The organism is Nostoc paludosum FACHB-159 (assembly GCF_014698835.1).
In the GTDB taxonomy this organism is placed as follows: domain Bacteria; phylum Cyanobacteriota; class Cyanobacteriia; order Cyanobacteriales; family Nostocaceae; genus Nostoc; species Nostoc paludosum.
Genome location: NZ_JACJTU010000089.1, coordinates 1 through 17,629, shown reverse-complemented (window position 1 = coordinate 17,629; position 17,629 = coordinate 1). Strand labels below are relative to the sequence as shown.

Here is a 17,629-nt window from a genome sequence, read left to right as displayed (position 1 = left end):
TTACCATTAGCTTCCAAAGTACAGGCGCAGCAGGTACGAACAATTTCTAAGCAAAGGATTGTGTCAGAGGTGGTAAATAGTTTAAATGAAGAGTTGATGCAATTAGTTGATGCTGCTCTCAAACTCCATTTAGGGTTGGAGTGAGTGCCAAAGGGTTGAGCCGAGATTATGTGTAATTTTAAGCAAGATGGTCTGAAAAAGCTTATCCTGTAATGCTTTGAAAAATTGCTACATCAAAGTCAAAAAAACCAAAATTTACAACGGAAAATCAAGCCTTTTCAGGTTATCTTGCAGGTTTTTGGTCATATCTCGCCTCAATACCAAAGTAACAAAGAGGGTTATAAATAGTATTTTATACATATACACCTAGTATTTATAGTTATGCAATTTTTTATAAAAAAAATGTATTAACTAGAACACTAACACTGTTGATAGCTTACAATTAGACAATTCTTGCATAAATACGCAAATATGAGTAATAAAGTATATAAAGTATTTGAAAATGTAGAATTCAAGGCAAAACTCCTTGCTAAATACTGGAATAACTTTCAATCAGAAATATCTCAGCATCTACCAGAAACTTACCATCCTGAGATACAAGAACTCTCCGATAAATTAGAGGAAGCCCTTAGCATCTTAGTTAATGAGCTTAGTCATCCAACTCTTACCCTTGCTACTACAGGAACTACTAGTAGTGGAAAAAGCACCCTAGTGAATTTGCTATGCGGAGCAGAAATTGTACCTGTAGCAGTAAGTGAAATGAGTGCTGGGACAGTCACCATTGAATACAGTCAGGAAAAGTCTCTTATTATTCATGAAACACCGGGCGCATTATGGGAGTGTGGAGAATGGAGAGGTATTACTGAAGATACAATTTATCAACGCTTATACCAAGTAATGATAAGTTATATCGAAAACAGAGAAACACAACCGAATTTAGCCTGTCCACAATCTACAATTTATTACCCTTTCAGAATTTTAAAGGAATCTCAGCTAGAACTACCAGAGAAAACAAGAGTCAGAATTCTAGATTTACCTGGTTTAGCCTATGTAGGTGATGAAGGTAATGCCAATGTTATTAAACAGTGTCGAGAAGCTTTATGTATAGTTACATATAATAGTGCAGAGATAGATATACAGAAAGTAAAAAGTTTGTTGCAAGAAGTTGTACAACAAGTTAAGGATTTAGGTGGTTCTCCTGCACGTATGCTTTTTACTCTTAACCGTATTGACGTTTTTAGAGCGGATAGAGACTGGCCAGACACAGAAAAACGCTTTGTTGAAAACACTATACGTAATATTAAAATTGAATTGACTGAACAGTTAAAAGAATATACAGAAGATATTAATAACTTACAAGTAGTAAAACTTAGTACATGGCCTGCTTTACTATCGCTTCAGATCAAAAACAATGACGAAATTTACAGCATAGAAGCTTGTGGAAAAGCAGATAAGCATTTTAATGGATTAATAGATAAACATATATTAGATGACTTACCGCGTAGAACAGAAAGATGGACTAGACATGACCGAAATAGAGTTGCTGATGCATTATGGCAAAAGTCTTATGCAGAAGAATTTCATCAGTATCTAAGGGAGCATATTACTCAACATTTCCCACAGTTAGTCATTCCACAAATTATAGAACGTTTTAACCTAGCAGCAGGGAACGCCATAACGGAGTGGGCAACACAAACAACAACGGCTATTCTAAATAGCTCAGAAGAACAGTATCAACAAGAATGCGAAAATATATCATACATTAGAGCAGGAATTAAGAATTTCTTAGAAATTAGTGATACAAATTTAAGAGAACCTTTTGAGAGAATAGATAGAAAAATTAAACAAGTTCTTGCCGAAGAATCAGAAGATGATCCTGTGCTGTATCTTGAATCTACCATTTCGGAAATCAAAGATACAGAACCTTATAATTTATTAGGAGAAAAATTATATCCGCTTTATGGATGGCGACGGGAGTTAGGTCAAGGGATAAACCAAGTCTTAGAAGCGGTTGCAAAATCTTTGGAAAGTGGAAGGGTAGATTTAGATAGCCCAAATTTAAAAAAAGCGAATGTTTTAAACGTCAATTTACTAGGAAGAAACTTAAACCGACTAGTGAATTTAGGATACACAGCTTCCGTTGCCAAGGAAGGTAAAACAATGGAAGCACGAACAGATATTGAAAAAAGTAAACTTAAGCAAATAAATGAAGAGTTAAATGAATTGGCTATTCACTTAAATATTGTGATGGAGGATGTGTTAAAACAAATTTTTGATCAAGAATTAAATAGGATGTATCAGGCAGTGGTAGAGCTTTTTAATTGCCACTTGTCTCATATAGAAAATGGCTCAAATAATATTGCACCGAATATAGCAATCAAATTCCCTGATTCTCAGCTTATTAAAGTTGAGGGTCAACCCAAATTTACATTTCGTTTCAAAGCAGGATTTCCTATTACGCAAGGAACTTGGAAAGAGGCAATACAGGTAGCAAGACAAAAAAGAACTTTCTATACATTGTTTCTATGGAAAAAAACAATTTATGAAACAGAATATAAAACACGTTCTAGCGATAACGCTACAATCCCTAGTGTAGAAGATTTACTTACTGGTTGGCTATTTCAATCGAAAGAGGAGGAACTAAAAATTGTCAATCAAATTGCACGCTGGTTACTTGAACAAATTGATTGTCTAAAAAAAAATGTAGACAAAATTCAGAACGAGATTATTGACCGTTATCAAGCCAGACTTGATAAAGCCAATCAAGAAATTACGTTAGATTATGAAAAGCAAAGAAATGTTTGGCAACCTATGCAACAAAAAGCTCAAGACCTTGCAGAAGAATTCTATGCTTTAGGCACATTCTTAAAGGAGGAGAGTTAAAATATAGTGGCAAATAACAAGCTCAAAAATTTGTATGATCAAGTTTTTGACCAAGTGTACCCTCAAATCAAAAACCAAGGGCGGGGTGTTCTATACACTGTAATGCACATAATACTTTATGCAGAACAATCCCTTTCTACCAGTATTTGTAATTATCTTAATATCAAAAGTTCTGCAACACTGGAGGATGACAAGAAAATTGTTGAGGGACTAATCAGTAACCCAAATGATTTATTAAATTTAAATAAATTCGTGAAAGACAAAAAAATGGAACTATATTGGATTGTGATAACAGCTTGTACCCTCACTGGAGCTTATTCGTGTTACAAATATCTCGAATATAAAAAAGAACAGAAAACTACACAAAAAATTTCAGATAACACAAAAAGTTCACAAAAATTAGTTACCGAGCCACAGTCAGTGACTCCGCCTCGACAGTCGCTTACAGCAGCTTTATGTCTTGTTGTTCCAGCAAATGCTATTGGTAATTTAAGAAAAAATAGTCAAATAAATGCCTCTGAAATAGAAAAACTCATAGATGCTGCATCATATTTTTTATGTACTAGTGTTGAAGATGCAAATACCACTCAGCAGTCTTTAGAATTAACTGACGAAGATATTGTAAATATAAGCGAACAAAAAGAGATTTACGTCAGAATTAATATCGCTGATGGAGAAGAAATTGTTGGTAAGAAAATTCTATATATTATAAAGAGAAATCTACCAACTCATGGGCAAGGTATTGTTAGAGAATTAGCTGGTCTAAAATATTTATCTGGATTAGAAAAATTTAACCGTGTTTAAGGAATATACAAATGGATTGGAAAACAGCCTCTTCTTATTATGAGACTCGTCTTAGTGATGCCTTAAATGTGCAACGACACGCGGTGAATTTGGCAATGTTGCCCCACGCTGAAGTTCCTCAGCGACTAAAAGAAGCACTATTACAGGAAGCAGAACCTACTCGTCGGCAACTGGAAAGGCTCAAAAAACGGGAATTTCGTATTGCTGTTGTGGGTTTAGAGAAAGCAGGAAAAAGCACTTTTATTAATGCTTGGTTGGAATGTGATTTACTTCCAGCGAAGAGAGGAAGATGCACATTTACAACAACGCAAATTTATTCAGTTGAAAATGAATCTGAACAAAGACTTGAAGTACAAACAAAAACTGAGGAGGAGTTTATTAATTTACTAAATGAATTGGACAAAGCTAATGCCCAAGAAGATATCAAAATAATCCGGAAAAACGAAATCACTTTACAACAAGTAAGAAGAGAAGGTAATCTCACTTTTCCTTTTACTAGACTTGAAGATATTAGAGAACCATTAAATAAATATGTTGCAGATGAAAAATATGCTCATGCTGTTTTTGAGGCTAGACTTTATACTAACAAACTTGCTCAAGCTGAAGGTATTGTCTTTTATGATGTTCCTGGTTTAGATTCAGGTTTAGCAAAACATGTTGACGAAGCAGAAAAAATGCTGTCAGACTGTGATGCTGTAATCTTAGTACAATGTTTTACTGATCTTAGAGAGAAGGAATTGCAAATTATCAAATTTACAGAGCTTGGCGATAAAAACGTTAAAGTATCTGACAAGCTTTTTGTTTTTTTAAGCCGTATTGATTCCATAGCTACTCCAGAAGCATTGAGAAAGCATATTGAAAAAGCATCTCAAGGCTGGTTAAATATTGAAAACGTTAATTTACCCAGCCATCGTATTGTGTATGGTTCGGCTGGTGCATACTTAATTTTAAATAACTTAGCTAGGGAAGAAACTAAATTAGAGCTTGAAGATGCAAATACTATTAGAACCAAATTAATGAAATTAACTGGAATTACTGATGAAGAAACTCTAAATACAGATGGGACTGGAATCCCCAAAATCAAAGATAGAATATTTAATTATATTAATACTGAACGTGTATCTATCTTAAAGAAAAGGTGTGAAACTTCTATTAATAAAATTTTAAGCACTTCGGAAGAAATTTATAACATAGTCAGTCAAAAATATCCTGAAAATCCAGAAGAAGCTAAGCTTTTTGAAGAAAATAATCGGCGAGTTTTATTTGCAGAATGGTGGAATAAAAAATGGGAAGAAATTAAGGCTGATTTACAAAAATATTATCAAGATTCTGTTCTTAACAAATCATCAGATAATCTAACTGCTATATCCTTCACTCAAATAGAAAAGTTTAGAGAAAGATATTTGCAAATCGTTACTCAAGAAATGCAAAAATTAAAGGAGGAAACTTTTAATAAGAGAGATACTATTTTTCTGGCTAATACAAAACCAGAGTTTGATCGCATGAGAGCTAATTTTGCTTGGCGTGATGATTTGTACACTGATATTACTAAGCTTTTATCTTCCATAGCTCATGAACTGGCTTTAGAACTGAAATATGAAGCATTAAATCTAGTTGAATACATGACAACTTTATTATGGGGAAGTAATCAAGTAAAAGCTAGGTTAATTGAAAATTCGGAGGATTATTTTTTAGCAAAGTTGGAAAATAGTTTAAGTGTATTATTTTTACGCTTTGCACGTCCGGTAGCAGAAGCATTGATTCGTGGCCCAGTTGACAGTGATACTCGCATTAAAATTATTAAAAATTTGGGTGCAGATATTGAAATCATTGATAACTATTATATTGGTGAAGAACCGGCTTTTAGAGTTCTGAAAAGATATGTAAAATATGGTTCTGATTTACTTTTTAACTCTGTAACTCGCCAACAGGTACTAGGTGTCACAGGAGTAGCCACACAAATTGCTGGTGCAGCTACAAAGTTTGTAATAGATGTTACTAATGACTTTAGAACTCCCCAAGAAGCTGTAATTTTTGAAGTTGAAAATGATATTAATGCTTTTGAAGAATACTTGTGTTATGCAATTTTTGATGCAGCTGGTTTTGAGTCATTTTGTATTCAGGAGCTTAAGGGTTTAGTTGATAGATTTAGAGAAAAAGAAGGGACTTGGACAGGAGTGGCTATTAATGAGTGGTTACAAGAAAATCCACTCCTCTTAGCTGAAATACCCTATAACTTAAAGTCACAAGAGTCTAATTTAGAAGTTAGTGAACGATTAAGGCAGTTATCTATCGCCTTAAAGAGAACTCGTTTGTAAGAAGCACATTTGTAACAAATTTTTTGTAGAACTTGTCAGATTGGTATTGAGCCGAGATATGACCAAAAACTTGCAAGATGACCTGAAAAGGCTTAATTTTACGTTGTAAATAACGGCTTTTTTGGCTCGGAAGTAACAAATTATCAAAACCAGACAGGACACAGGTTTCCAGACCATCTTGCAGAAAATTACTCAAATCTCGGCTCAAGACCTAACAGATGTGACCACTAATTCAATCCAACCCATCCATTAATAGCTCAGACATTTCCAGCTGATCGCGATTGCGGTTATCGTCGTAAATCTGGAGCGTATTTAGTTTTGCATGTCTGCTGAGTTTTTGGGCTTTGCGGACATTGCCATCAGTTTTCTCAAGTACAGCAGTGATGGCACTGTGGCGGCAACGGTGCGGTGACATAGTTTTTTCAACACCAGCCCGTTTAAATAACCGCTTGACTATTTTATAGATGCCATCCCCGGTTAACCTGTGGCCAGAATTTTGGAAGTCCACCGACGTAAACAACGGGCGGGACGAGGACATATCGCCACCACGGGCAATCACCCAGTCAGTAATAGCTGTCACAGTGGCTTTTGGCAGATTCATCGTCACTCGTACTTGCTTGCCCTTAGCCAAAATTGATAGCGTTCCCTTAGATCCGTCAAAATGCCTTAAGTCCAAAGTGCTAATCTCGTTTCTCCTTAAAGCATTGCCCCACAGCAGCAGCAATAAAGCATAGTCTCGCTTCCCTGCCAACGTCGAGCGATCGCACTGCCGGATCACGCTCAAAAATTCTTGTTCGGTGACACCGCTAGTATCGCGGTAAGCCTGCACTGGGATACTGTCTACATCCACAGCATAGTTACACACCCCCAGCTTTCGCCCGTAGGCCACCAGAGATTTAATTGCCGCCAGTCGGCGGTTAATCGTGTTCGGCGCTAGTCCAGCTTCCGCAAGTATGGCTCTGTACTTAGTCACTACCAGCGTGGCTTTGTGACCTTCGAGATGCAAAAACTCCAAGATAGAATCTCTGTTAGGGCGCAGGCCCGTCATGCGAGTAAAAAAATCCGTGATATCCCGGCGGTAGGCTTGGCGGGTTCCCTCGCTGTTTTTGGATTTCAGCAATTCTTCCAAAACATCGGGATCAGAGTCAATTACACCAGCAAAATATGTCTCAATCTTCGCAGACAGAGAATTTTCCAATTTTTGGACTACAACTAACTCAACGGATTCCGTATCTTGGCTCATTACTCCCCCCGGCTACGGTATTGAGAATGGAGTTTTCCAATACCGTTAACTATTATCCAGCTGTCAGGGCCTGGATGATGGTTGTTTTGCCCAGGCTGAATGCCTAAAAGTAAGCCACAAGCATCTACACCAGTTTGTCTATACTTCGTTCTATACCTTCGTAAAGTGAAACTTTGCTATCAATCTTGTGGTATCAGTTTGATGCTGAGGTGAAAACTTGATGACAGTGCAGAGCGATCGCCTCAACGCAGCACAAGGTAAAAAAGCTTGAACAGAAAGCGGTAATAAGAACCGAGGATAACATCTAATTTGTCTAGTGTTTTTGGGAACTTTAATAAGAGAATCATCAGAAGTCTAACGGATTAGACCATTATGGATGAGCTAGTAAACAAATGAGCGCATCGGTGCAGATGGCGCAGCAGACTTTGGGGCAGCGATTTTGTACTGCCAACATTTTTTCTATTTTTCTAAGAATTATCTTTAATTATGCTATCTTTTATCCTCATACTTGGAATAATCATATTAACTGCTGTATTTATACAAAAAATTCGTGGCTTAACTCAAAAGCTAGAAGAAGCAAAGCTTGAGCAAGTGCGACTAAAAGAGCAATACCGCAAATATGATGAACTGGTTTCTAAAGAAGATTATAAACAAAAATTAGATACTACTATTAAATCTCAGCAAAATGAAGTTGATAATCTTAACAATCAACAGAAAGAAATAAATAGTCAAATTAAATCATTAGAAATCAAATTACGCGAAGTAGAAGAAGAAGATTTTGTTCAGTCTTTTGGTTTTTATGAATCTAAATATGACTTTGAGGGGTCAGATTTCTATAAGCTGAAACTCGATGAAATCAGAAATCAGCAAAAGGAAATGATTAAAAATAAGACGGCTGCTATCTGTGGTACAGATTGGACTGTAGACGGTAGCAAAAGTAAAGGTAAAAAGTTGATTAATAATTTTCTCAAGCTAGTATTACGAGCTTTTAATGGTGAGTGTGATGCTGCTGTGATGAAGGTCAAATATAACAACATCAACTCATTAGAAACAAGGATAATTAAAGCTTTTGAAACAATAAATAAACTGGCGGAAGCTAATCATTGCGAAATTACCAACAATTATCTTCAACTAAAATTGAATGAGCTTTATCTCACACATGAATTTCAGGAGAAAAAGCAGGAGGAGCGTGAGGAACAGCGGAGAATACAAGAGCAGATTCGAGAAGAGCAACGTGCTTTAGATGAAATTGAGAAAGCTAAAGAAGAGGCAGAGCGCGAAGAGAAACGCTATGAGCAAGCCCTGAAAAAAGCTCGTCAGGAAATAGACCGCGCTAGTGGTAGCGAAAAAGAAGAACTACAGCGAAAAATTGAACAGCTAACACAACAACTTGAAAAAGCTCATTTTGATAAGGAAAGAGCTATATCTCGTGCCCAATTGACTAAATCAGGACACGTCTACGTTATCTCAAACATTGGCTCTTTTGGGGAGAACATCTACAAGATTGGAATGACACGAAGACTTGAGCCACTTGAGCGGGTCAGAGAGCTAGGCGGTGCCTCAGTTCCATTTCCTTTTGATGTTCATGCAATGATCTTCTCTGAAAATGCGCCAGAAATGGAGAATTTGCTGCACAAGTATTTTGAGAGCAAAAGATTAAATAAAGCTAATGAAAGAAAAGAGTTCTTTATAGTCTCTCTAGATGAAATCGTCTTAGCAGTACAAAAGATTTCAGAACAGGTCAAGACAGTAGAAGCTGAAATAAAATTCACAAAGGTTGCTGAAGCCGCAGAGTATCGTAAGACACTATCTATTAGAGACAATAAGACTAACTAATGTTAGGAACACAATCTAAGCGACCAAAAAGCCTATTCATTCGTGAGGGATGACACCCGATTAACCAAGGCTTATCAATCAGCCCTCAAGCACGAACGCTACAACCCGCATAACTTCGTTGGCTGATAAAAATAGCTTATGCTTGCACCACAATGACCACTTACAGGTATGATCCGCACAGCCATTTGTAACGCTTATGGTACTTACTGCTAATCTTTGGGAACCCTAAAGCAATATAGTTCATTGCCTTTTCCTAAGCCACATAGGGGTTACTGATTTACTATGACTCAGCAGAAAATACTAGAGTTAGCTAAACAGGGTGATGCACAAGCCATTGCTACACTTATGAATCATCAGTTTCAATCTAAAGGCATTTTGGTTAAAACCAATAATCAGGAAGGATGTTTACAAATTATTTTTGAGGCAATAGAAGTGCCTCAGCAACAAAAGTTTGCTAACTATGCTTTTACTGCTATTACTAAACTAAATTGTCTTTTAATAAAAAAGCTAATAATATATGGAAAAGAGACTGGTAAAGAATTTCCAGTTTGGCAGCAAGAATTTATTTTTTCAACTTCTCAACCTTCTGACATTAAGCAATCTAATGAAATAGCTTTAGAAAAAATTGAAAAGCCAAGTCAACCTTTTGTAAAATCGGTTGAGTATACCCAAGATGAAGAACTTATAAATCTTGCAAAAAATGGTGACATTAATGCAATTGCTACTCTCATTGAACAAGGGTTTTGGTCAAAAGTTGTAGTAAGCCCCGTAAAGAAAAGCGGGATATTGATTTTAACTCTGAAGTTTTCTGAAAAAACAAATTCACAAGCTGCATTACCCGTAGTTATTAAAACTTTAAATGATTTAAAGCCTAAAGATGTGAAAACGGTACAGGTCATTGGGGTAAGGTTGTGGACTGAGTGGTCTAAATATGTATCCCTAGTTTCTGGGAGCTACACAGACACAACCAAAGCAATGTATACATCTATGGCAGTTATAGCAAGTATAATTATTCTATTTTTTGGCTATGCTCACTTAACATATAAACCAACCTCATCCGCAATATCTAGTCCATCTAAACCATCACGCTTATCATTAGGAATGAGTAAAACTGGTTATGAGCTTTTGCTTGAAGGTTCTTGTGTAATTGTTAAAGATATCAAAACCTCTGACTTTATTAGATTAAATACTACTTTAGAGGGGTTTAAGGAAGCTGTTAAACAAGAAACTGGTTATCAATGTGTCTTGTTTGAGTAATTTTGCACCACATTGACCAAATGCGGGTACAATTTTTTTAATCTTTTACCAACCTCTTGCACCTATTTTTCTGCACACAAAACGCATCCCTATTCCGCCAGGTGATGTGGCGTTAAAAGGTATTTCTTCAGATATCTCATCTTCTGTTAATTGCTGCCCAGATTTGCTATAAGTTTCAAGCTTAGTTATAAATAGCCGAGATTCCCCACAAGAAGCATTTATAGTTGTTTGACTAATTCCGCTTCCATAAGGTGCTATTAGCTTAAATGTAGTTCCTTCAACCTCTTGTGTATTTAGTAGAATGGGGTCGCCTACTTTATTAAGTCCCACCATTAAATATTTATCACTTTCTTGTGCATTTGCACTTCCGTTAATTAAAACCCCAGTGATTATAGTGAATACTACGATTTTTTTGGAAAACATATAATTTTTGATGTTGGCTGTTTTTAGCTTGACCTTAATATTGTTTTAAACCCTCAGTAGTTACATCAAAAATTATATAAAGACTTGATAAAAGGTTTGCGATAACACTCTACCAGGGATAGTGTTAAACATTTAAGTCGCTAATAATAAAACTCCCAGTGATTCACCGAGAGCATTCTGTCTCCTGTCTTAACTCTGTCTAGAGGTCTGTCTGCCTCTGTCTCTTGCTGCATAAGGATTCTGTCTAATTCTGTCCGTTCTGTCCGCCTGTCTGATTTGCGTTAATTTCGATAGTATTTGCATCCAGCCAGACGGCCAGACTCGCCTCTACCAAGTCATTAAACAGTCGCTTCAATTCCTCCGAACTGAACCGTTGACCCTTAACCTTAAAGTTGGGCTGTATCTCCTGTATTACTGCCGATGTTCTTCCGGTGCGCTGGAGGTATTGCAGCAGGGATTGGGCAATGGGTGTTAGAGATGGGGTAGGGCTTATTTCCGATGAAGGCTTATCTAAATTAAATTCCAGTTGCCAGATGCGTTCTGCTGTTTCGTGATCTGTTGAAAGTTGCTCCCGATTCGGGTTCTCCCTTGCCTGTGGCACCGATTTATCAACCCTAAAATCAATCCGTTTGTGGTCAAGTTTAGGCAGTTCAATCGGCAACCATTGACCATGCCCTGGTAGTTTAATTTTCCCCATGCCCGATGCCCTAGCCTCTGTAGTAATTGGGTCAACTTGTGCGATTAACTCAATCTCCAGTAGTGCCGCATCTCTAAGTTTAGATAGTCCCTTAGCCTTGGCTAAAATCTCCATCGTGCGGTCATGTGCCACAAATAGGGGAATCATCAACTGTTTGCGGCTTTCGGTCATAGCACAGCGAAACCATTTACCAATGAAGTCTGGGTCAGGTTTCCAGTTGTCGGGGGCATCAAGTGGCATCGGCTCAATAATATGATCCGCCCATGTGGTGAACTCCTCACAAATCACCGATAACTGTTTACCGGATGCCCTTAAATGCTGCGTCCATTGCTCCTCGGTCATGCCCGAATTACGGTAAGCAGCGTAGCGCAATCGCATTTCATCCATGTACCATTGCATGAAATCAGCGATTTCCCTGTAACCAGTAATCAGCCTTACCCCTCGCCATTCAACCTCAGTTCCATGAGGGTCTAGAGCTACAACATCCCATCCGGCTTGTACCTTCTGCCAGACAATCTCTCTGGTCGTCCACGACTTACCCGACCCCATGCCCCCAAACAGTAAAGCAGGGTAGCCAATAGCGTTTTTCATCCATTGGTATTTGTCAGCGTTGGCGATGACTGGCTGCTGTGAAAGCTCCTCCACTGTTCCCGGTTCGCCGTGTGGTAATTGCGCCTGGGGTGGCTCAAACTTATCGAAGCTTGCGCCACCATCTAGTAAATGCCCAAATTCTGAGTAATCCTCAGCACTCATCGCCATGAGTAGAGCTGTTACTTGCTGTGGGGTGATGCTGGCGATAAACTGCTGTCTGGCCTCAGCAATCTTGATACCACGCAAGTATCTCAGTAATTCGTTACCAGACAGTTCAAGCAACTGCTCACCCAGTTTGACAGAGTAGTTAGCCTTGACCCCCTCAAACTGTTTAGTAGCGCGGTAGTGCGGTCTAATATCACTTAGATAATCCCTTGCCTTAGAGGTGGCCCACAATCCAATCCCCCCTAAGACCATCGCCCCTAATCCAAGGTGAATTTTAAATGGGTTGTCTGCCGGGAGTTCTCGATAGACGTACAGGCTATCGTGCTGGAGGAATGCCCAAGGGTTATAGTTCGGGTTGCTTGTGCGGTACTGGTTAGCCTTAAGATAAGGCTCTGGAATTTGCGATCGCTGGTCGTACCTACAATACTTTTTACCCAAAAGTAATTTATCTGGGTTGCCATCGCCTGCCTCTATTGGCGCATCATGGATTCTGGCTGAGAGTGGGTAAAAGCACAATTCTTTCTTCGATATGCCGTCGCCAACATGGGCAGCGATACCACAAATCACCGCGCCTGTTATGGATGCCATGATTGCCAGATTTAGACGCGGTGGTAAGCTGTATGAGCGTTGATTGAGGTTAGATGGTTTGGTATCCATAGTCATTTCTTACGGCAACAGAAAGTTACAATCACTGCCACGACTGCGGTAAAGCCGAGAATCAAGGGGAAATGGTCTTGCTGCGGTTTTTGGATGCCCTCATACTGCTTTACCTGTTGGGTAACACCCGAAAAACTGTTACGGGCTATAGAGTTCATCTGTTGGGCATCAGAAGTTAACTTCCACGAACTAGCAGCCAGCATTAAGGTACGAGTTACCCCAAGGCCAAATAAGGCGCGATCGCTGATTGTGGGAATGAAACTGTTTTCAAAGCGCAAGTAGCACAAAGAACCAGCCACAGAAAGCCCAACGGGTAAGCCTGCCACTACTGCCGGGAACAATCCCACACAGCCTGCAAGGTAGAGAGATTGAGTTGACGCAACTTGAAACCCTGCCAAAACTGCGCCTTGGGCAATCCCACGAATTACAGTTACACCGCCATCCGTTTGGGCGATCTGCTCTTGAACCAGTTCGCTGTCGTATTGTTCGCCCTGAATATGCTGTGTACGCTCGTCTACAATCTCTGCATCAAAATAGATGGGTGATTGGTTTTGGTTCTTGGTTAACATAAGGAACACCTAAAAATAGTTATCCCCCAGACGGCTGGGGGATGTAGAAGTTAGTCAATCAACCGTCTAAAGAACCCTTTCACCCCTCGCAGTGCTGCTGAGCCGTGCTTGTGGATATCGCGCAGGGTTTCTTTGGCTTTGTCTGCTGGTGTTAGGGACTCTTTCTTAGCGTTTACCTTCTGCCAGAGTTGAGTTTTCGCTTTCGTTGCGTCAATCTCAATCCCTCGTAGTTCGGCGCGATGAGATTCAAAGAGTAGGTTGAGTGTCCTAGAGTGGCGGAATTGTTCTTGTCCCAATTGGTTGTCGGAGGCAATAACCTTTTGCTGTAAGCCGTACCCCAATCGCGCATCGCTGACTCTCACCTTTGACCAACCATCAGCCATTTTGTTGATGCTTGCACCTGCCTCAGTCAGAAACTTGGTTTCTTCTGCCATGACAGTTTCAGTCGCCTGTAACCCTTGTGATAGGTTGCCGAATACAGCCTTAGCATTCTGGGCGCGTTGGGTTTGCTTGATTCGGAAATCTGCCACAGTTGCAGCTGCTGATGGGTTACCGTCAAGAGCTTGGAATACTGTTTCTTGGCTGATTCCCGAAAGGGAATGTAAGGCAGCGTAGGTGATGGGTGCATCTAGTTTTAGTTTTACTGTCCGGTTCATGGCTGCTCACCCCAAGTAAAGTTGTCCGGTTCATGCCCCGACTCGTCATCATCTGGCCAGTAGTTCATCTCTACAAAACGGTCATAGATTCGGGTTGCCCGTTGCCTTAGTGGAGAATCAAGGTCATCACTGATGAGGTCAAAGCGGTTTTGTCCATGTGCCAAGAGATTGGCTGCGTCTGGGTCAATGCCATTACCAAGGAACTGACCAAATGCAGCTGCATAAGGATGGTCATCAATAGTGGAGTGAGTTGCTAAAAATTCAGTTCCGGTGAATGTTGGGTAATCGAAAGTCTCTTCTACGTCTGGGTCAACTGGCTCAATATCCCCTGAAGCTTCTGCTAAAAGTTGCTGCAATCTCAAGGCGGAGTCAGTCAGGGGTGAACGCCCCCAGTCGTTGGGGTTTCTATAATCAAGTGTCATGCTGCTAAAATCCTTGTAGTGTATTACCTGATGCACTGAAAGGGCGATCGCCTTGCTTGCCGGCTTTCTGCGATCGCTCTCCCATCACTGAAAAAATCCTTCTCTTGAAACGTCCACAGTTGAAGCTGTAGCCTCCCATTGCAGAGTATTGAAAAATAGACTGACATCACCAATGGTTACATCGCAATCGAATCGCAAGCTTTGATAGTGTGGATGCTGCCTAATTTGGGTTACTAATTGTTGGGCTTGGACAATTAATTCTGGTAGTGGTTGAGTATTCATAATTCACCTCAGAAAATCGATAATTGCAGTGATTCTTGGCTGATAACTCTCGCATTGGTACTCATGCCTGTGACTTCGTAACAACGAGTAGTCAAAGCCTTGTGATTGAGCAGTAAATCAGCTTTTTTTCGTTGTCCAGCCAGAGGGCGAAAGTGATACTTTTGATGCTGGATTGTCCCTGTTTTAAATAGGTACTGGTATAGCGTTCGGTCGATTTGGTAAACTTTGGAATTGGTTAGTAGAGTTGAGTCATAGACTCTGCTTAAATTATTCATTGCTGCCTCTATTGACTCCAAAAGAGTACAAATGATTATGCTTTTTTGCTGTAGTTGAAAGCATAAGTTTTTCCCTCAAACTTGGGAATAAAACTCGATATTTAGAATCGCTTCGTGAACTTCAACAAGCGTCTGAATTGCATCTCCAAGGCGCAAATCATTGGATGTACTGAAACGCTCGGAGGCTTCAATTTGTTTGTAATTTGGCGATGCTTGCACAAACCTAAGAGTCTGTTCGCAACCCAAGAGAATGGTCATTATTTCGGTTGTTGTTAGTGATGGTTGTGTCTGCATGGTTTCTTGGTCGCTCATGACTTGTTTCTTCTCCTTTGAGCTTTTATCGGTGTGGTTGGGGCTTCTGGTTGAGCCGGTTTTTGAAGTACATAACTGATTGCCCCTGTACCACCCACAACCGCAGCGATAGTTAACATATTGTTTTTACCGATGTACTGCACTCCGAAGTAGCCAAGGGCTAACGCTGCTGCTGTTAAACCAATGCCAAAAAGCGTGTTTCTTACTGTGATTCTGCTCATGCTGCTCCCTTAAAATTAGTGACCATTGCGCTAAGTGCAGATTTATTGGGCTGTGTAGATTGCGCTGTTTCAACTTTGGGCGTTGTTTGGACATTACCGTGTTGAAAAATCAGCTTTTCTACACCTGCCGATAATGCTTGTGTCGGTGCATCTTGGGGTAATTCAAAAATCTTGCACAATTCAATTACTGCTAAGTAGGAGATGGTTATACGCCGAGATTCGTAATTCATTAATTAGGCTCCTAGAGATATTTGACTTAATAGTTTCAAGCCCAATGCATTGATAAATTGGGGATTTTTCAAGACCACGAAACCTAAAGAGGCAAGGTTTTGATCCACCACTGGCAAGGAAACACCCCCACCCCAGGCGACAAGGTATTTAGCGCGGTCTAGATAATTGCCAGCAGTCACAAAGTTGGCGAATTTCTCAATTCTGGTACTCCACCAATCCTCAAGACATTGGCTGTACTCTGTTTCAAACTTCTTACCTGTTAGGTGGTTGCCTCCATAAGTGAAAGTTCCTTCTAGAATCCCCTGATTCACGAGACTGGGTGAGTGCTTGACATCCTTGGATAGCAGACTCACTCGGTCGTTTCGCTTGTCGAGGGCTTCTGCAATCATGCTGTGCAGTTCACCGGCTCCACCCTCAATTAGATGGCGGTCTATGACTGCACCACTGCCGTTAAACACAGTCACCAACCAAGTTGATGAACCGATATCGAGAGCGATCGCCAATTCTGAAGGGTCTAGTACTAGGGACGCTTCACCGAATAAACAATGGGCAATGCTTCCAAACCCTTCAGGGTAAATGCCTGTAACAACAATCTCAACTGTCTTGGTGACAATGGAACGGGTTACAGGGTGTAGATGCTCAAAGGTGTGAGTCCCTTCAACCCTGCGTTTAATCTCTTGTCCCCAGCGTTCTGGGTTGTGATTGCTCAAACTAATCGAAAGCTTGAACCCATCGGGAATATTGAGAACTGCTAAATCTGCAAGGATGCTTTCTAATGCCAGTTCTGCTTTTTTGGCTTTGTCCTCATGCAGCAGGGTGTGGTCAGCCTGTGCGATTGCTGCACTGCCCCAGAAGAATTGAACGTCTTTTAAGTCAAGCCGGGTTCCTTCTACATACCGCACCGATGCCCCATCTTTTGAGATGGTTTCGTGGTGCATGATGTTGCGGTTGCGAACTAGTGAGTATGCGGCTGGCATCATGATGCAAAAATCACCGATGATTGCCTTGCCATATCCTGCTCCTGCGTCCTTACCTCCTGTAAGGTCAGTTAGCCCGGAATTGGCAAGCAAGTCTGCTTGAACTAGCCAATTTGTGGCATTGGTGTATGTGGTTGTCATGGTTCTGATGATTGGTGAAAGTCTTTAATTGTAAGAATTAAAGCCCATTTTTAACAAAATAAGCTCAAATTCAGTTATCCAACTATTGGTTAGCCTCAACTTCACTTTCTGGCTTCTGTTGCCTTTGTTTTGTGTCGTTTTTTGGTTTATAGTGTTATCATAACACTATATAACACCAGTGACAAGTAAGAGGTTTAGACTGAGAATAGGGTTATTCCAACACCAGACAGTGTTACGATGCCCACAGGAACTAGACTAAATATTTATTTCACTGATGAAGATGATTTAGCACTCTATGAATTGATATCTGCTGAAGCAAAAACTGAAAAACGCTCTATGAGTCAAATGGTAAAAATTCTTGCTTCCGAAGCGATCGCGGCAAGACATACAAAAACAAACAAATTAAAAAAGCAGGATGAAGATTAGGGCGGCCATTTTCAGTGGAACTTAGCCCAAGCAAAATAGATGATCGGTAAAAATCAACTAGATAGTTTAGATAAAGATAAATTTGATACTGTAACGGATGAGAGATTAGCCAGCAAACAAAAAAATTTTTGATGTAGCCAATGACTACCGTGAAAGACCCACCTACGGATTTTCAACTCCCGCCGCACAATGAAGCGGCGTTAGAGATGCTTAGGGAGGCGAAAGACTATGAATCGACTGTTG

The 17,629-nt window shown here is 39.9% G+C and carries 19 protein-coding genes; 7 read left to right on the top strand and 12 right to left on the bottom strand.

Annotated elements, in window-relative coordinates; genetic code table 11:
• From H6H03_RS37080 to H6H03_RS37065, 4 genes are all read left to right on the top strand, one after another.
• A partial coding sequence (locus tag H6H03_RS37080) for a type II toxin-antitoxin system PemK/MazF family toxin (protein ID WP_190959758.1) occupies window positions 1–144 on the top strand: 144 nt, incomplete at its 5' end.
• Between the two features lie 327 nt (window positions 145–471).
• On the top strand, window positions 472–2,883 hold the full coding sequence (locus H6H03_RS37075; protein ID WP_190959999.1) for a dynamin family protein: 2,412 nt from the start codon (window positions 472–474) through the stop codon (window positions 2,881–2,883).
• A gap of 6 nt (window positions 2,884–2,889) precedes the next feature.
• Entirely contained in the window at window positions 2,890–3,687 is a 798-nt protein-coding gene (locus H6H03_RS37070) for a hypothetical protein (RefSeq protein WP_190959998.1), read from the top strand.
• A gap of 11 nt (window positions 3,688–3,698) precedes the next feature.
• Window positions 3,699–6,005 (top strand): dynamin family protein, encoded by a 2,307-nt coding sequence (locus H6H03_RS37065; protein ID WP_190959997.1) that lies wholly within the window; start codon window positions 3,699–3,701, stop codon window positions 6,003–6,005.
• Between the two features lie 232 nt (window positions 6,006–6,237).
• Here the strand turns inward: H6H03_RS37065 and H6H03_RS37060 are convergent, their stop codons facing one another.
• Entirely contained in the window at window positions 6,238–7,248 is a 1,011-nt protein-coding gene (locus H6H03_RS37060; protein ID WP_190959996.1) for a tyrosine-type recombinase/integrase, read from the bottom strand.
• Between the two features lie 486 nt (window positions 7,249–7,734).
• On the opposite strand from H6H03_RS37060, the gene H6H03_RS37055 reads away from it, so the two are divergent.
• Both H6H03_RS37055 and H6H03_RS37050 read left to right on the top strand, forming a co-directional pair.
• Window positions 7,735–9,084, top strand: a complete 1,350-nt coding sequence (locus H6H03_RS37055; protein ID WP_190959995.1) for a DUF4041 domain-containing protein — start codon at window positions 7,735–7,737, stop codon at window positions 9,082–9,084.
• A gap of 282 nt (window positions 9,085–9,366) precedes the next feature.
• Window positions 9,367–10,341, top strand: coding sequence for a hypothetical protein (locus H6H03_RS37050; RefSeq protein WP_190959994.1), 975 nt, complete (start codon window positions 9,367–9,369; stop codon window positions 10,339–10,341).
• 45 nt (window positions 10,342–10,386) lie between these two features.
• On the opposite strand, the gene H6H03_RS37045 is transcribed toward H6H03_RS37050, so the two are convergent.
• From H6H03_RS37045 to H6H03_RS36995, 11 genes are all read right to left on the bottom strand, one after another.
• The gene (locus H6H03_RS37045; protein ID WP_190959993.1) at window positions 10,387–10,764 is read right to left on the bottom strand and encodes a hypothetical protein; all 378 of its coding nucleotides are present in this window, start codon (window positions 10,762–10,764) and stop codon (window positions 10,387–10,389) included.
• 244 nt (window positions 10,765–11,008) lie between these two features.
• Entirely contained in the window at window positions 11,009–12,874 is a 1,866-nt protein-coding gene (locus tag H6H03_RS37040) for a hypothetical protein (protein WP_190959992.1), read from the bottom strand.
• Window positions 12,875–12,876: 2 nt separating this feature from the next.
• A complete protein-coding gene (locus H6H03_RS37035; protein ID WP_190959991.1) occupies window positions 12,877–13,443 on the bottom strand; it encodes a hypothetical protein in 567 nt (188 codons plus the stop codon).
• A gap of 50 nt (window positions 13,444–13,493) precedes the next feature.
• On the bottom strand, window positions 13,494–14,099 hold the full coding sequence (locus tag H6H03_RS37030; RefSeq protein ID WP_190959990.1) for a hypothetical protein: 606 nt from the start codon (window positions 14,097–14,099) through the stop codon (window positions 13,494–13,496).
• On the bottom strand, window positions 14,096–14,521 hold the full coding sequence (locus tag H6H03_RS37025) for a hypothetical protein (protein WP_138505490.1): 426 nt from the start codon (window positions 14,519–14,521) through the stop codon (window positions 14,096–14,098). Before H6H03_RS37025 ends, H6H03_RS37030 begins: the two co-directional genes overlap by 4 nt.
• Window positions 14,522–14,605: 84 nt before the next feature.
• Entirely contained in the window at window positions 14,606–14,803 is a 198-nt protein-coding gene (locus tag H6H03_RS37020; RefSeq protein WP_190959989.1) for a hypothetical protein, read from the bottom strand.
• Between the two features lie 8 nt (window positions 14,804–14,811).
• Entirely contained in the window at window positions 14,812–15,078 is a 267-nt protein-coding gene (locus H6H03_RS37015) for a hypothetical protein (protein ID WP_190959988.1), read from the bottom strand.
• A gap of 75 nt (window positions 15,079–15,153) precedes the next feature.
• Window positions 15,154–15,390 carry a hypothetical protein gene (locus tag H6H03_RS37010; protein ID WP_190959987.1) on the bottom strand — a complete coding sequence of 79 codons (237 nt, stop codon included), beginning with the start codon at window positions 15,388–15,390 and terminating at the stop codon, window positions 15,154–15,156.
• Window positions 15,387–15,611: a hypothetical protein gene (locus tag H6H03_RS37005; protein WP_190959986.1), complete on the bottom strand. Its 225-nt coding sequence runs from the start codon at window positions 15,609–15,611 to the stop codon at window positions 15,387–15,389. Before H6H03_RS37005 ends, H6H03_RS37010 begins: the two co-directional genes overlap by 4 nt.
• On the bottom strand, window positions 15,608–15,841 hold the full coding sequence (locus H6H03_RS37000; RefSeq protein WP_190959985.1) for a hypothetical protein: 234 nt from the start codon (window positions 15,839–15,841) through the stop codon (window positions 15,608–15,610). Before H6H03_RS37000 ends, H6H03_RS37005 begins: the two co-directional genes overlap by 4 nt.
• Window positions 15,842–15,844: 3 nt before the next feature.
• Window positions 15,845–16,960: a ParM/StbA family protein gene (locus tag H6H03_RS36995; protein WP_190959984.1), complete on the bottom strand. Its 1,116-nt coding sequence runs from the start codon at window positions 16,958–16,960 to the stop codon at window positions 15,845–15,847.
• Between the two features lie 237 nt (window positions 16,961–17,197).
• On the opposite strand from H6H03_RS36995, the gene H6H03_RS36990 reads away from it, so the two are divergent.
• Window positions 17,198–17,386, top strand: a complete 189-nt coding sequence (locus H6H03_RS36990; RefSeq protein ID WP_190959983.1) for a ribbon-helix-helix domain-containing protein — start codon at window positions 17,198–17,200, stop codon at window positions 17,384–17,386.
• Window positions 17,387–17,629 lie beyond the last annotated feature (243 nt).